This is a genomic window from Dactylosporangium sp. NPDC049140, assembly GCF_040648435.1.
Genome location: NZ_JBEZDS010000023.1, coordinates 45,100 through 59,063 on the forward strand (window position 1 = coordinate 45,100; position 13,964 = coordinate 59,063).

Sequence of the window (13,964 nt, forward strand, 5' to 3'; positions counted from 1 at the left end):
CAATAGAAGGGGCCGCCATGTCACTGACCTGGCGGGGGTCCGCCACCCTCGCCGCCCTCACCGCCGCCGTGATCACCGCCGCGCAGCTGGGCACCGCCGCCCCGGCCGCCGCGGCCCCGGGCCCGCCGCCCGGCTCCATCGCCTCGATGGGCGACTCGATCAGCCGGGGCTTCAATGCCTGCGGGTGGTACGTCGACTGCCCGAGCCGATCCTTCAGTACCGGCACCGACTCCGCCGTCAACAGCCACTACCTGCGCATCAAGGCCGTCAACGCGGCGATCAACGGCCACAACCTCAACGACGCGAAGTCCGGTGCGAAGGTCGCCGACATGCCCGGGCAGGCCGCCTCCGCGGTGAGTCAGGGTGCGGCGTACGTCACCATCCTGATCGGCGCCAACGACGCCTGTACCAGCTCGGAGTCGTCGATGACGAGTGTGACGGCGTTCCGCGCGTCCCTCGACTCGGCGCTGGGCACGCTCAAGAGCGGGCTGCCGAACGCGAAGGTCCTGCTCATCAGCATCCCCGACATCAAACGCCTGTGGCAGGTCGGCAGCGCCAGCTCCTCGGCGCGTACCGTCTGGTCGCTCTTCGGCGTATGCCAGTCGATGCTGGCCAACCCCGCCTCGACCTCGGCCGCCGACAGCGCCCGGCGGGACCGGGTGCGCCAGCGCGTGGTCGACTTCAACGCGCAGCTCGCCGCCGCCTGTGCAGCTTATGGCGAGAGTTGCAAGTACGACGGCGGGGCCGTCTTCGGCTACCAGTTCAACCTATCGCAGGTCTCGACCTGGGATTACTTCCATCCCAACACGTCGGGACAGGCGGTGCTCGCCTCGCTCAGCTACGCGGCCGGCTACGGCTGGTGAATCTCAGGGTGATCCGGCGACGACACTGTGTAGTCGTCGCCGGACCACTCGAAGAAATGTCACAGCGGCCTGATAAGACTTCCTCATGGACGCCACCGACGAGGTCATCGAAATCTGCCGCGACCTGCTGCGCATCGACACCACCAACACCGGCGACCTCGCCACGAGCGTCGGGGAACGGGTCGCCGCCGAGTACGTTGCGGAGAAGCTCGCCGAGGTCGGCCTCCAGTCCGAGATCTTCGAGAGCGAACCGGGCCGGGCGAGCGTCGTGGCGCGTTTCGAGGGCGAGGACCCGTCGCGCGACGCCCTGCTGATCCACGGCCATCTCGACGTGGTGCCGGCCGACGCCTCGGAGTGGACGGTCGACCCGTTCGGCGGCGAGATCAAGGACGGCTACCTGTGGGGGCGGGGCGCCGTCGACATGAAGGACTTCGACGCGATGGTGCTGGCGCTGGTCCGGCAGATGAAGCGCGAAGGCCGCAAACCGCCCCGCGATGTCGTGCTGGCGTTCGTCGCCGACGAGGAGGCCGGGAGCACGTACGGCGCGCAGTACCTGGTCGACCACCACGCCCGGCACTTCGAGGGCGTCACCGAGGCGATCGGCGAGGTCGGCGGGTTCTCGGTCAGTGTCGGCGGGGACCAGCGGCTGTACCTCATCGAGACCGCCCAGAAGGGCATCGACTGGCTCCGCCTGCACGCCAAGGGCCGGCCCGGCCACGGCTCGATGATCAACGACGACAACGCGGTCACGGCCCTCGCCGAGGCCGTCGCCCGGGTCGGCACGCACCGCTTCCCGGTCGTGCTGACCCCGACCGTGCGCGCGTTCCTGGAGCAGGTCTCGCAGATCCTGGGCATCGAGCTCGACCTCGACGACCCCGAGCAGGCGGTCGGCAAGATCGGGCCGATCGCGATGATCATCGGCGCGACGCTGCGCAACACGGCGAACCCGACCCGGCTCGCCGCGGGGTACAAGGACAACGTCATCCCCGGCCGCGCCTCGGCCACGATCGACTGCCGCACGCTGCCCGGGCAGTCGGAGCTGTTCGAGGAGGAGCTGCGGCGCATCGTCGGGCCCGACATCGAGCTGGAGTACATCCACCGCCAGCCGGCGCTGGAGACCACGTTCGACGGGCCGCTGGTCGCGGCGATGTCCTCGGCACTGCGGGCGGAGGACCCGGGGGCGATCGCGGTGCCGTACATGCTCAGCGGCGGTACCGACGCCAAGCAGTTCGCCAAGCTGGGCATTCGCTGCTTCGGCTTCTCGCCGGTGCGCCTGCCCGCGGACCTGAACTTCGGCGCGTTGTTCCACGGCATTGACGAGCGCGTACCCGTCGAGGGACTACAGTTCGGCGTGCGAGTGCTCGACCGGTTCCTGCAGCAGTCCTAAACTTCATCTTTTTTCTCAGGGGGATCCCATCATGACCGACCGGCACGCGGAGCTTGACGCCGCGCTGGAGCGGGTGGTCGCGGCGGCGCGCGAGCATCTCGCCGCGGTCAAGGCCGCCAACGGGCGGGCCGACGACGACGAGGTGTGGCGCGCCTACGTGGAGCTCAACAACGCCTCGAACAGCTACGACGAGCTGCTGCTCGACGAGTTCGGCGAGGTCACCCCGTGGGACGTCGAGGCGATCGACCCGGAGGAGGCCGACCGGCAGTTCGGCGTCGGCATCGTGGACGGCGCCGAGGCCGAGGACCCGCACCCGCGGGTGATCTCGGTCCGCCAGCGCCGTGACTACCGCATCCCGAGCGTCGGCGCCCTGCTGGCCGTGGCCGAGGCGGCCCGCCGCGCCAACCCGGGCGACGGCGACGGCGCCGCGGTGGAGACCGTGGGCGAGGCCGTCCTGGAGCTCATGCAGGCCGGCGACGGCTCGCTGGGCGCGCTGGACATCCCGGAGCTCGAGTCCCTCGACGGGGTGGTCATCGTCGCCGAGGTCGAGACCCCGCTCGACCCGGAGACGTACGAGGACAACGACGGCGTCGGCCCGTTCGCTCTGGCCGCGGGCGACCGCGTGGTCGACCGGCTCGACGAGCACGCGTTCGCCGAGCTCGAGGAGGACCTCACCGAGGAAGAGGACGAGGAGCCCTCGGAGAAGACCCCGGCCGAGTAGCCCATCGACGTCCGAAGGCCCCGCGATGCCCCGTGCATCGCGGGGCCTTCGTGTCTCGCGGTGCAGTGGTGACGGTTCGTGTCCGCGATCGCGCGGAGGGTGATCGGGCGGGTACGGTCGCGGCACCTGACCCGCGCGTTCGAGGAGGCCTCAGGACCGCCACCAGTGCTGGAACCGGCATCGAGGGTGCCGTCCGGGCGCTGCGACCGCGGCTCGGGGAGCGGCTCCTCGGGCCGGAGGACGACGGATACGCCCTGGCCCGGCGGGTTTGGAACGCCGCCGTCGCCAAGCGGCCGGCCGTGATCGCCCGGTGCCGGGACACGGGGGAGGTAGCGCTCGCCGTTCGGGTAGCCGGGGAGGCGGGGCGGTGGGCGCGACTGGGCCGGGCGGGCGCGGGTCGAGGGTGGGCTCGTCGTCGACCTCACCGGCCTGCGGGGCGTGGCCGTCGACGTCGGGGCCGGGACGGCGACGGTGCAGGGCGGTGCGACCGCCGGGGACGTGCTCGCGGCCGCGGCGCCGTTCGGGCTCGCGGCCGTGACCGGGGTCGAGCGTGCGGTCGGGATGGTCGGGGTTCACCACCGGCGGCGGGTACGGGCCGCTGGCCGGGCGGTGCGGGCTCGGCGCGAAGCGCTGGTACGACCCGGCCAACCGGTTCGCCTCGCCATCCCGGGGCTGGTGCCTGAGCGGAAAAGCAACCCGATCGGCGTCTCGTTCCGTCCCGCGAGTAGAGGCGACGGAAGGGTACCGGCGTGCAGCGAAGTGATGAGGCGGCGTACCGCGAGTACGTCACGCTGAGGATGGACGTCCTGCGGCGGACCGCCTACCTGCTGTGCCACGACTGGCACAGTGCGGACGATCTGGTGGCCACGACGCTGGCGCGGCTCTACGACCGGTGGGGCCGGGCCCGGCAGGCGGACCATCTCGACGCGTACGTGCGGGCGATGCTGGTCAACGCCTACCTCGACGAGCGCCGCCGGCCCTGGCGGCGGGAGGTGTCGACGGACCGGCTGCCCGATCTGGCGGAGGTCGCGCCGCCCGCGCCGGGCGAGCACGGGGATCTGCTCGCGCTGGTGCGCGCCCTGCCGAAGAAGCGGCGCGCCGTGCTCGTCCTGCGCTTCTACCTCGACCACTCGGTCGAGGAGACCGCGGAGATGCTGGGCATCTCCACCGGCACCGTCAAGAGCCAGACCGCGCGCGGGCTGGAGACGTTGCGAGCGGCCATCTCCAACGTGCAAGGGGTGCAGTCATGAAGACAGAGTTCGACACGGCGATGGGCGTCGTGCCGGCGTCGCCGATCGATGTGGACCGGCTGATCGTCCGGGGGCGGCGCCGCGCGCTGGTGCGGCGGCTGGCCGGGGCGGGCGCGGGCGGCGGGGCGGCGGCCGTGGCCGTCGGCGTGGCGGTCGCGTTCGGCGCCGGGGGCGCGCCCGGCGGGGGCGCGCAGATGGTCGGGGAGAGGCCCTCCGTGGCCCCGCCGTCGGCCGCGCCGGCGTCGGCGGCCCCGCGGCCGGTGCCGGCCGGCACCGGGTCGACGCCGCCCGGCGAGGCCCGCAGCACCGAGGCACGGCTGGCCCCGGTGGTCCGCGACGTGGTCCGGCAGAAGGCTCCCGGGTACACGCTGTCGGCGGGCGCGGACGGGCCGGCGTTCAAGATGCGGTACCTGTACGACCCGGGCAACGACAGCTACTACGGCTCGGCGAACCTGCACGGCCCGACCGGCGAGGGCAACGTCGCGATAAACGTGGGGCGCCGGAGCACCCAGTTCAACCCGATGAACCCCTGCACCGGCGCGGAGACGGGGACGTGCTCCGACACGACCGAGGCCGACGGTACGCACATCCTGCGCCGGGTCATCCACGAGAACGGCATCGCCGACAACTACGTGATCGTCGACCGCCCGGACGGCATCACGATCTTCATCGTCGCGGCCAACCAGGGCGGCCAGACCGACTCGTCCCCGGGCCGGCAGGCCGAACCGGTGCTGCCCTTCGAGACGCTGGTGTCGATCGCCCTGGACCCGCGCCTGACCGTCTGATTCGCGCCAACGGCACGTGTGCGGTTGTGAGCTGCGGGAGAATCGTCGACATCCCGCACACGAAGAAGGCCGACCTCACCGCCGCCGACCAGGCCCACATGCGCAAGGTGGTCGGATACGTGCACCGCCACCTGGCCCCGCGCCCGTCCGGAGACGTGCGCGAGGCCCGGTGGCGACGATCGTGGGCGTCAGCTGTAGTCGAGCGTGAAGTTGTTGCAGACGAAGTTCGACTGCCCGGCGGTACCGCTCAGTTCGAATCCGAACTGGACCTGCCCGACGGTGACGTCGCCCCACCAGTTGTTGGTGCGCAGCCAGTTCATCACGGCCAGCACGTCCACCGAGCCGGAGTTCGTGTTCCCGGTCCGCACGAACGAGAACACGGCATTGGAGCCGTTCGATCCGCGGTACACATTCCAGGTGTGCCCGCCCACGCTCACGTTGCGGGCGTCGGGCACCGCGCCGTTGGAGTCGTAGGACCCCGCGATCGGGCCGACCGCGCCGTGCTGGTTGGCCCAGATCATGACCTCGTAGGCGTTGTTGTTCGCCCAGATGTCGTAGGCGCTCTCCCAGTCGCCGTCGGCCGGCACGGACACGTTGAACGTGCTCTTCACCGACGCCAGCGAGCTGAGGGTGCGGTTGAGGGTCTTGCCGGTGTGCGGGTACGACTTCACCCCGCTGGTGCGCGGGTGGTTGGCGACGACGCCCCAGTTCATGCCGGTGCGCGCCCAGATCGTCTGTGGCCCGGCGCCGCCGCCCCAGACGTCATTGATCACGGTGTACCCGTTGTTCGTCCACTGGTCCCAGGCGCCCGTCGCGACCCAGGCCGCGTCGGAGGGCACGCCGCCGGGAGTGCCCGAGGTCGGCGTCGGGGAGCCCGTGGTGCGCGACGGCGTCGGCGTCGGGGAGTTGGTGACGGTACCGGTGCAGGCCGTGCCGTTCAGCGTGAAGCTCGTCGGCACCGGGTTGCTGCCGGTCCACGAGCCGTTGAAGCCGAACGACGCGTTCGCGCCGGTGGCGATCGAGCCGTTGTACCCGGCGTTCTTCGCCGTCACCGTCGAGCCGCTCTGGGTGACGGTGGCGTTCCAGGCCTGGGTGACCGTCTGCCCGGCCGAGTACGACCAGACGACCGTCCAGTTCGAGATCGGGTCCCCGAGGTTCGTGACCGTGACGTTGGCCCCGAACCCGCCGGGCCACTGACTGCTGATCTGGTACCCGACCCGGCACCCGGCGGCGGCGGAGGCGGGCAGGGCGATGGCCACGGCACCGGCCGCGCCGACGGCGACCACGGCACCGAGGGAGAGCGCAAGAGTGCGACTTCGCATGGCGGTACGACTCCTAACTGACCGTTGTCGATGCGCTTCGACAGTCGCGAAGCTAGCCCCGGCACTGAAGCCGGTCAATGTGTGCCGTCACAGACCCGTCGAACCCGACGCAAACGCGTGAAAATTACCGGCCGGACCCGGATCCCTACACTCCCGCCATGACGCGGCTGGGTATCGACTTCGGCACCTCCACGACCGTGGCGGTCCTGCACCGCCCCGACGGCCGGCTCCAGCAGCTGATCTTCGACGGCTCGCCGCTGCTGCCCTCGGCGGTGCTGCTCGGCCCCGACGGCCGCCTGCACACCGGCCGCGACGCCGCCCACCTCGCCCGCAGCGCGCCCGAGCGGCTCGAGCCCAACCCGAAGCGCCGCATCGACGAGGGCGCGGTACTGCTGGCCGACGCCGAGGTGCCCGTGGCGGACCTCGTCGCCGCCGTCCTCGCCCGCGTGGTCGCCGAGGCCGACCGCGTGCTCGGCCCCCTCGGCCCGGCCCGCGAGGCGGTGCTCACCCACCCGGCCGACTGGGGCTCGTCCCGCCGCGCCCGGCTGCGCGAGGCCGCGATCCGCGCCGGCCTCGGCCCCGTGACCCTGGTCGCCGAGCCGCTCGCCGCGGCCGCCGTCTTCACCGACCGCCACGGCGCCGCCCTGCCGGCCGGCGCGCACCTGCTCGTCTACGACCTCGGCGCCGGCACCTGCGACGTGACGCTGCTGCGCCGCGGCCCCGCCGGCTTCGCCCCGGTCGCCTCCGAGGGCCTCGGCGACATCGGCGGCCTCGACATCGACGCGGCCCTCGTCGCGTCCCTGCAGCGGTCGTACGGTCCATTGTGGACGACCCCCGCCGAGCGCCGCCGGCTCTGGGACGACGTCCGCTCGGCCAAGGAGATGCTGTCCCGCGCGAGCGGCACGGTGGTCCTCCTGCCGGCCCCGGGCCGCGAGATCCCGCTGGGCCGCGAGCAGCTGCAGGAGCTGGCCCGCCCGGTCCTGCATCCGACGGTGGCGATGACCGGCGCGCTGCTGCGGGCCGAGGGCGTCCGCCCGTCCGACGTGGCCGGCCTGTTCCTGGTCGGCGGGGCGAGCCGGACCCCGCTGGTGGCGACGATGCTGCACGAGGCGCTGGGCCTGGCCCCGATCGTGGCGGAGCAGCCGGAGCTGGTGGTGGCCGAGGGCGCGCTGCTCCTGACCGAGTCGGCCCCGCTCCTGACCGCACCGGCCCCGATTTTGGCCGAGCCTGCTGCCCCTCCGGCCTCGGCCCCGGTTTCGCCGGCCCCGGCCCCGGCCCCGGTCCCGGCCTCGCCCGCGCCGCCCTTGTATCCCGCGCGCCGTGGCCGCCGGGGTCTGCGCGTGGCCCTGGCCGCCGCGGGCGCGATCGTGGCCTTCGGGGCTTTCGCGACGTACAAAACCTTGTCCACCAACGAACCGGACGACCCGCAGACGTCCGCGAGCACCCCGGCCGCCCCGAAGTACGACCTCACCAAGGCCCCCGACGACCTGTGCGCCCAGCTCGACCTGACCGCCTTCCGCACCGTGTACGAGACGGAGGAGGAGCCGCCCCGCCCGTCCCGCAACCTGACGGGCCAGGCCGGCACCGCCAACTGCACCACGCGCCGGTCCCACCAGAAGCCCGCGGTCCTCGCGCTGTTCGCGGGCACCGTCACGATCCGCCCCGACCAGCAGCTCACCCAGGCGGACTACCGCCTCATGGTCGCCGAGGACGCCCGCGTCAACGACACCCCGGAGCCGGTCGAGAACCTGGGCGAGGAAGCCGTGGTGTACCGCCTGAAGGACTCGAGCAAACGCGCGGCGACGGACCTGACCCTGATCCTCGGCGTACGCGAGCACAACCTCACGTGGCAGCTACGGATGACCGCGACCCGGACCGACGGCAAGGGCTGGACGGCGGCCGAACTGACCGACCTCCGCGCACGGCTCGTCACCGCGACGAGAGCAACCCTCCCGACCCTGACGGCGGCCGTGACCTGATCGCGGCTCCCCCGCCGCGAGCCTCAGATACAGCGCTGGGCGTCGAGGTACGCCTCCAGCCGCTCCGGCACCGCCGACGCGCAGAACAGGGCGCCCTGGGCCAGGCGGCAGCCCGCCGCCGTGATGGTTGTCAGCTCCGTGTCCGCCTCGACGCCGTCCACGGCGACCTCGACCCCCAGCTGCCGCGCCAGGTTCACCACCGCCGCGACCACCGCCGTCTCCGCCCCGCGAACGTGCGCCGGTCGACGCGGACGAGGTCGAGGGGCAGGCGGCGCAGCAGGCTCAGCGACGTCGCCTGGATGCCGAAGCCGTTCAGGGCCGTCCGCGCGCCCAGGGTGCGTACGGCGGTCAGGCGGTCCACGAGGTCCGGCAGCGGCGGCTCCGGCACGGTGAACTGCACGACCAGGCGCGACGGCGGGAAGCCCGTCGCGGCCACGAGGTCCACGAAGCCGTCCGAGGTCAGCAGGGCGGGGGAGACGGTCACGGCCAGCCAGAGCGGCGGGGTGCCGTCCCAGCGGGCTAACTGGCGGCCGGCCGCCGCCAGCAGCCAGGCGCCCAGCTCGTGGTGCAGGCTCAGCTGGTCGGCCACGGGCAGGAACTCGGTGTCGGTCACGGCGCCCAGGCCCGCGCGGCGCCAGCGGGGGCGGACCTCCACGCCGGCCACCCGGCCCGACGGGAGCTCGACGACGGGCTGGAAGAGCAGGTCGAGCTCGCCGCGCAGGAGGGCGCCCGGCAGGTCCTGCTCGATGGTGAGGCGGCGGCGCAGCAGGGTGGCGGTCGCCTCGTCGTACCACTGCGGCGGCTGCGCGGGGCCGAGCCGGCGGGCCCGCTGGAGGGCGAGCTCGGCGCGGCTCAGGGCGTTGCCGCTGCCGTCGGTGTGCTCGGCCAGGCCGGCCGACGCGGACAGGTGGGAGGCGATGCCCAGCACCGGGTACGGGTCGGACAGCAGCGTCAGCAGGCGGCTCGCGGTCATCTGGGCGTGCACGGCGCCGCCGGAGGTGAGGACCGCGAACGCATGGTGCCCACGACGGTGGCGCCGACGGCGACGCTGGCCACGAGTACGGCGGTGAGGGCGGCGCCCTCGAGCCCGGCGGCCTCGAAGACGACGAGCCAGGCGATGAAGAACAGGAAGACGCCGATGCCGACGCCGTCGAGGAGCCGGCGGACCCGCCCGATGTAGGTGGCGGCCTGGCCGGGCAGGTGGAACAGGCCCGCGAGCAGCGTGCCGGCGACGAAGAACAGGCCGATGAGCGGCAGCTCGGCGGCGAGCGGTACGTCGGTGAGCCGGGCATCGGGGGCCACGACGGAGGCGATGCCGGCGGCGGCGGTCGACACGCCGCAGAAGCCGAGGCCGGCGCTGACCGGGCGGTGCCAGGCGGCGGACCCGTCGGCCGGCCGGAGCAGGGTCGCGGCACGCGCGGCGGCGACGAGCCCCGCGACGGCGAGGGCAAGCCCGGCGGGCATCAGCCCGGCGAGGGCCGCGACCAGCGCGGCGGCGCTGAGCGTGACCGGCACCAGCAGCACGAGGCTGAGTCTGGCGCACCTCGAACAATGCGGCAAGCATTGACGAGGCTACGTTCCGTTGTGGCGATCTGGAACGTCCGGGTTCAATATCCGTGCCGCTGGGCTACGTGCTGAGCCCGGGCAGAGTGGCGTTCGTGACCCGGCGGCGGAGCACCACCTGGCGGGTGCCGTCCGGATACAGCCGGACCCGCGCCAGCTCCCAGCCGCCGTACTCGGCCTGGATCGTCAGCTGTGCGTTAGCGGTCATCCGGTCGACATTCGACGGCAACCGCAGCGGCACGTATTCGTAGTCCATGCACCGATAGTGCTACGCCGCAATGCGCTGCACCAGCCCTTGTAACCCGGTGCCACCCGACCCGGCGACGGCCAGCGCTCCGGTCGCAGGATCAACCGCAACAGCCAGCGGCAGCTGTACCGTCGGGTGCCGGCCGGCCTCGCGCGGCGCCCCGCCGCCCAGGTCGAAGCCCACCACCTCATTGCGTTGCGTGAGCGTCACCCACAACACGCCCCGCCCCGCGTCGTACGCGGCCGCCCACGCCCCGCCCGGCACCGGGTGGCGCTGGCGCAGGATCAGCGGCCCCGTGTCGAAGACGAGCAGCTCGCCGTCGCGCGCGTCGATCACCGCGAAGCGGCCTCCACCGGCCGCGGCGACGGTCACGGCGCCGTCGCCGGCCCGCAGGGCCTCCTGGCGCGCGCCGGTGGCCGCGTCGAAGACCGTGATCGAGGACTCGGACGCGTCCACGACGGCGATGCGGGACTTGTCGGCGGCCAGGGCGCTCGGCCGGCCGCCGGTGTGGATGGTCCGCAGCGTCGCGCCCGTGGGGGAGAGGATGATCACGTCGCCGCGGGCGGGCAGGGCGACGGCGGTCCAGTCGGCGTCGCGGGGCACGGCGATCGCGCCGCCCTCGGCCGGCAGGGTCCAGGCCGGGCCACCCGGGAGGTTCTGTACCGCGGACCCGGCCACGACCCGGAACCCGCCGGCGACGGCGACGATGCTGCGCGGCGGTCCGGCTGTTGCGGATCGGGTGGCTTCAGGGAGTACAAACGCGGATTTTTCGGAAATTGCGGCAATCTGCGGGCCGATCGCGACCCCGGTCGGGCGCTCCGGCACCGGCGTCGTGGTGCCGGCCGGTGCGACGGACGGCGCGGGGGCCCACGTCGGGGTGGGCATCGTGGCGTCGGGGTGGCTGACGGGCGCGCCGGCGTCACACGCGGTGAGCGCGAGCACGCCGGCCAGGAAAAGCAGTCGGCGCATGGTCGCCCAAGACTACGTTTGCCGCTCCGGGTAGCCGGACGTGGGCGCCGACACGTCGTCGAGCGCGGACCGGATCTCCCGCGGCAGCACGATCTCCTCGGTCTGCAGCGCCCCGAGCAGCTGCCCGACGGTGCGGGCGCCGAGCACCGGCGCGACCACGCCGGGCCGGTCGCGGACCCAGGCCAGGGCCACCTCCAGCGGCGACACGCCGAGGCCGCCGGCCGCGGTCGCGACCGCCTCGACGATCCCGGCGCAGCGGTCGTCGAGGTACGGCGCCACGAACCGCTCGAAGTGCGGCGACGCGGCCCGGGAGTCGGCCGGCACGCCGGTGCGGTACTTGCCGGTCAGCACCCCGCGGCCCAGCGGCGACCAGGGCAGGATGCCGATGCCCAGGGCCGCGCAGGCCGGCACGACCTCGCGCTCGATGCCGCGCTCCAGCAGCGAGTACTCGACCTGCGTGGAGACCAGCGGGGCCCGGCCCGGCCAGGCCGCCTGCCAGGTGGCGGCGCGGGCGGTCTGCCAGCCGGAGAAGTTCGACACACCGGCGTAGCGGGCGCGGCCGGTGCTCACCGCGGTGTCGATCGCCGAGAGGGTCTCCTCCGGCGGCGAGTCGGGGTCGTACCCGTGCACCTGCCACAGGTCCACGTGGTCGGTCCCGAGCCGCTGCAGGGACGTGTCCAGGGCGGACAGGAGGTGGCCGCGGGAGCCGTCGCGCCGGCGGGCCATCCCCGGGCGCAGGCCGGCCTTGGTCGCGATGACCAGCTCCTCGCGCGGTACCAGCCGGCCGACCAGCGCGCCGATGACCGACTCGGCCTCGCCGTCGGCGTAGACGTCCGCGGTGTCCAGCAGCGTCCCGCCGGCGTCGCGGAACGTCTTGAGCTGGGCGGCCGCGTCGTCGGCGTCGGTGTCACGGCCCCACGTCATCGTGCCGAGGGCCAGCCGGGATACCGCCAGCCCGCTACGGCCGAGCGGTCGCTGCTGCATGCATGGAACGATACGGCCGGATGGCGCCTTCGTACGGTAGGCGTGGCCTGTCAGCGGCGCAGGCTACCCTGGTGCCGCACCGTGCAGGGTCGCACGGGGGACCTCCGGGAGGCAGTTGTGCGGCTTGCGTTGAACCTCGGTTACCTGTCGTCATGGAACGACGAGGCGGGCCACCTGGCGATCGCCCAGGAGGCGGACCGGCTCGGTTTCTCCTGCGTATGGGTGGCGGAGGCGTACGGCTCCGACGCGCCGAGCATGCTCGCCTGGATCGCCGGGCAGACCGAGCGGATCGAGCTGGGCTCCGCGGTCTTCCAGATCCCGGCCCGCACCCCCGCCATGACCGCGATGACCGCCGCCACCATCGACAAGCTCTCCGGCGGCCGGTTCCGCCTGGGCCTCGGCGTGTCGGGCCCGCAGGTCTCCGAGGGCTGGCACGGCGTGCGGTTCGCCAAGCCGCTCAAGCGCACCCGCGAGTACATCGACATCGTGAACCTCGCGCTGACCCGCAAGGTCGTCGAGTACGACGGCGAGTTCTACACGCTGCCGCTGCCCGACGGCCCCGGCAAGCCGCTCAAGCTGACCCTGCACCCGATCCGCGACCACGTGCCGGTCTACCTCGCCGCCGTCGGCCCGAAGAACCTCGAGCTGGCCGGCGAGGTCGCCGACGGCTGGCTGGCCATCTTCTTCTCCCCGGAGTTCGCGCACGAGTCCCTGGGCTCGATCGCCGCGGGCCGGGCGAAGGCCGGCAAGACGATGGACGGCTTCGAGGTGGCGGCGTCGGTACCCGTGGTGTTCGGCGACGACGTCGCGATGTGCGCGGAGCTCGTACGCCCCTACGCGGCCCTCTACGTCGGCGGCATGGGCTCGCGGGAGCAGAACTTCTACAACGCCCTCGCCACCCGCATGGGCTACGGCGACGCGGCCAAGGAGGTCCAGGACCTCTACCTCGCCAAGCGCCACCGCGACGCCGCGGCCGCCGTACCGTTGGAGTTCATCGACCGCACCTCGCTGCTCGGCCCGGTCGAGCGGGTGGCGGAGCGGCTGAAGGCGTACCAGGAGGCGGGCGTGACAGAGATCTCCACCATTGTGTTCGGCGACGCCGACTACTCGATCGGCGTGATCCGGCAGCTCGCCGAGGCGTGGGAGAAGGCCGGGTTCTCCGCGTGACGACGGTACTGCTGCTCCGGCACGGGCGCACCACCACCAACGCCACCGGGGTCCTCGCCGGTCATCAGCCCGTCGGCCTCGACGAGGTCGGGCGGGGGCAGGCCGTCGCGGTCGGCGAGCGCCTGGCCGCGGCCAAGCTGCCCCTGGCCGCGGTCGTCAGCAGCCCCCTGCCCCGCTGCCGGGAGACCCTGTCGCTGGCCCTGCCCGACGTCACCGACGTCGTCGAGGACGCCGGCATCATCGAGTGCCGCTACGGCGACTGGACCGGCCGCCCGCTCAAGGACCTGGCCAAGGACCCGCTGTGGGCGACGGTGCAGGCCCACCCGTCCGCGGCCCGCTTCCCGGGCGAGGACGCCGAGTCGATGGCCGAGATGTCGGCGCGCGCGATCGCGTCGATCCGCGGCTGGGACGCCCGCCTCGCCGCCTCCCACGGCCCCGAGGCGGTCTGGCTGGCGTGCAGCCACGGGGACATCATCAAGGCGATCGTGGCCGACGCGCTCGGCATGCACCTGGACCTGTTCCAGCGCATCGCGGCCGAACCGGCGTCGGTGACCGTCATCCGGTACACCCCGCTGCGGTCCTTCGTTCTTCGCCTCAACGACACCGGCGGCGATCTGTCCGGGTTCCTGCCCCCGGAGAAGACGGAGGGCGAACCGTCCTCGGACGCCGCCGTCGGGGGCGGTTCGGGCGGCTCGGTGTGATGTGCCGACCTGCGGTTTTCGCGGCC

General features: G+C 73.2%; 15 protein-coding genes and 2 pseudogenes. 10 read left to right on the forward strand and 7 right to left on the reverse strand.

What is annotated here, in order from left to right:
- The first annotated feature begins 17 nt into the window (after nt 1-17).
- From AB0B76_RS31465 to AB0B76_RS31495, 7 genes and pseudogenes are all read left to right on the forward strand, one after another.
- Complete coding sequence (locus AB0B76_RS31465) at nt 18-863, forward strand: SGNH/GDSL hydrolase family protein (RefSeq protein WP_360382276.1); 846 nt, start codon at nt 18-20, stop codon at nt 861-863.
- Nucleotides 864-948: 85 nt separating this feature from the next.
- A complete protein-coding gene (locus AB0B76_RS31470; protein ID WP_360382278.1) occupies nt 949-2,250 on the forward strand; it encodes a M20/M25/M40 family metallo-hydrolase in 1,302 nt (433 codons plus the stop codon).
- 31 nt (nt 2,251-2,281) lie between these two features.
- Nucleotides 2,282-2,971, forward strand: coding sequence for a hypothetical protein (locus AB0B76_RS31475; RefSeq protein WP_360382280.1), 690 nt, complete (start codon nt 2,282-2,284; stop codon nt 2,969-2,971).
- 372 nt (nt 2,972-3,343) lie between these two features.
- Nucleotides 3,344-3,766: pseudogene (locus AB0B76_RS31480) on the forward strand (FAD-binding protein); the annotation flags it as partial.
- Entirely contained in the window at nt 3,721-4,221 is a 501-nt protein-coding gene (locus AB0B76_RS31485) for a SigE family RNA polymerase sigma factor (RefSeq protein ID WP_360382282.1), read from the forward strand. The pseudogene AB0B76_RS31480 and the gene AB0B76_RS31485, both read left to right, overlap by 46 nt.
- On the forward strand, nt 4,218-5,006 hold the full coding sequence (locus AB0B76_RS31490) for a hypothetical protein (protein ID WP_360382283.1): 789 nt from the start codon (nt 4,218-4,220) through the stop codon (nt 5,004-5,006). The genes AB0B76_RS31485 and AB0B76_RS31490 overlap by 4 nt, the downstream gene beginning before the upstream one ends.
- A gap of 38 nt (nt 5,007-5,044) precedes the next feature.
- Nucleotides 5,045-5,188, forward strand: a pseudogene (locus AB0B76_RS31495) (DUF3140 domain-containing protein); the annotation flags it as partial.
- 6 nt (nt 5,189-5,194) lie between these two features.
- Here AB0B76_RS31495 and AB0B76_RS31500 read toward each other — a convergent pair.
- Nucleotides 5,195-6,328, reverse strand: coding sequence for a cellulose binding domain-containing protein (locus AB0B76_RS31500; RefSeq protein WP_360382285.1), 1,134 nt, complete (start codon nt 6,326-6,328; stop codon nt 5,195-5,197).
- 158 nt (nt 6,329-6,486) lie between these two features.
- On the opposite strand from AB0B76_RS31500, the gene AB0B76_RS31505 reads away from it, so the two are divergent.
- On the forward strand, nt 6,487-8,307 hold the full coding sequence (locus AB0B76_RS31505; RefSeq protein WP_360382287.1) for an Hsp70 family protein: 1,821 nt from the start codon (nt 6,487-6,489) through the stop codon (nt 8,305-8,307).
- Between the two features lie 23 nt (nt 8,308-8,330).
- On the opposite strand, the gene AB0B76_RS31510 is transcribed toward AB0B76_RS31505, so the two are convergent.
- From AB0B76_RS31510 to AB0B76_RS31535, 6 genes are all read right to left on the reverse strand, one after another.
- Nucleotides 8,331-8,519 carry an EAL domain-containing protein gene (locus tag AB0B76_RS31510; protein WP_360382289.1) on the reverse strand — a complete coding sequence of 63 codons (189 nt, stop codon included), beginning with the start codon at nt 8,517-8,519 and terminating at the stop codon, nt 8,331-8,333.
- Nucleotides 8,501-9,280 (reverse strand): GGDEF domain-containing phosphodiesterase, encoded by a 780-nt coding sequence (locus tag AB0B76_RS31515; protein WP_360382290.1) that lies wholly within the window; start codon nt 9,278-9,280, stop codon nt 8,501-8,503. Before AB0B76_RS31515 ends, AB0B76_RS31510 begins: the two co-directional genes overlap by 19 nt.
- Nucleotides 9,277-9,831, reverse strand: a complete 555-nt coding sequence (locus AB0B76_RS31520) for a hypothetical protein (RefSeq protein ID WP_360382292.1) — start codon at nt 9,829-9,831, stop codon at nt 9,277-9,279. Before AB0B76_RS31520 ends, AB0B76_RS31515 begins: the two co-directional genes overlap by 4 nt.
- 103 nt (nt 9,832-9,934) lie before the next feature.
- Nucleotides 9,935-10,126, reverse strand: coding sequence for a DUF5703 family protein (locus AB0B76_RS31525; RefSeq protein WP_360382294.1), 192 nt, complete (start codon nt 10,124-10,126; stop codon nt 9,935-9,937).
- Between the two features lie 12 nt (nt 10,127-10,138).
- Entirely contained in the window at nt 10,139-11,086 is a 948-nt protein-coding gene (locus tag AB0B76_RS31530) for a hypothetical protein (protein ID WP_360382295.1), read from the reverse strand.
- A gap of 12 nt (nt 11,087-11,098) precedes the next feature.
- On the reverse strand, nt 11,099-12,070 hold the full coding sequence (locus AB0B76_RS31535; RefSeq protein ID WP_360382296.1) for an aldo/keto reductase: 972 nt from the start codon (nt 12,068-12,070) through the stop codon (nt 11,099-11,101).
- 117 nt (nt 12,071-12,187) lie between these two features.
- Here AB0B76_RS31535 and AB0B76_RS31540 point away from each other — a divergent pair, with 117 nt between their 5' ends.
- Both AB0B76_RS31540 and AB0B76_RS31545 read left to right on the forward strand, forming a co-directional pair.
- A complete protein-coding gene (locus AB0B76_RS31540; RefSeq protein ID WP_360382297.1) occupies nt 12,188-13,237 on the forward strand; it encodes an LLM class F420-dependent oxidoreductase in 1,050 nt (349 codons plus the stop codon).
- Nucleotides 13,234-13,938 carry an MSMEG_4193 family putative phosphomutase gene (locus AB0B76_RS31545; protein WP_360382298.1) on the forward strand — a complete coding sequence of 235 codons (705 nt, stop codon included), beginning with the start codon at nt 13,234-13,236 and terminating at the stop codon, nt 13,936-13,938. The genes AB0B76_RS31540 and AB0B76_RS31545 overlap by 4 nt, the downstream gene beginning before the upstream one ends.
- Nucleotides 13,939-13,964: the final 26 nt, after the last annotated feature.

Coding starts and splice junctions, on each gene's coding strand:
- AB0B76_RS31535 (WP_360382296.1), bottom strand. CDS start 12,070: ATGCAGCAGCGACCGCTCGGCCGTAGCGGGCTGGCGGTATCCCGGCTG.
- AB0B76_RS31515 (WP_360382290.1), bottom strand. CDS start 9,280: ATGACCGCGAGCCGCCTGCTGACGCTGCTGTCCGACCCGTACCCGGTG.
- AB0B76_RS31500 (WP_360382285.1), bottom strand. CDS start 6,328: ATGCGAAGTCGCACTCTTGCGCTCTCCCTCGGTGCCGTGGTCGCCGTC.
- AB0B76_RS31465 (WP_360382276.1), top strand. CDS start 18: ATGTCACTGACCTGGCGGGGGTCCGCCACCCTCGCCGCCCTCACCGCC.
- AB0B76_RS31505 (WP_360382287.1), top strand. CDS start 6,487: ATGACGCGGCTGGGTATCGACTTCGGCACCTCCACGACCGTGGCGGTC.
- AB0B76_RS31475 (WP_360382280.1), top strand. CDS start 2,282: ATGACCGACCGGCACGCGGAGCTTGACGCCGCGCTGGAGCGGGTGGTC.
- AB0B76_RS31525 (WP_360382294.1), bottom strand. CDS start 10,126: ATGGACTACGAATACGTGCCGCTGCGGTTGCCGTCGAATGTCGACCGG.
- AB0B76_RS31490 (WP_360382283.1), top strand. CDS start 4,218: ATGAAGACAGAGTTCGACACGGCGATGGGCGTCGTGCCGGCGTCGCCG.
- AB0B76_RS31530 (WP_360382295.1), bottom strand. CDS start 11,086: ATGCGCCGACTGCTTTTCCTGGCCGGCGTGCTCGCGCTCACCGCGTGT.
- AB0B76_RS31470 (WP_360382278.1), top strand. CDS start 949: ATGGACGCCACCGACGAGGTCATCGAAATCTGCCGCGACCTGCTGCGC.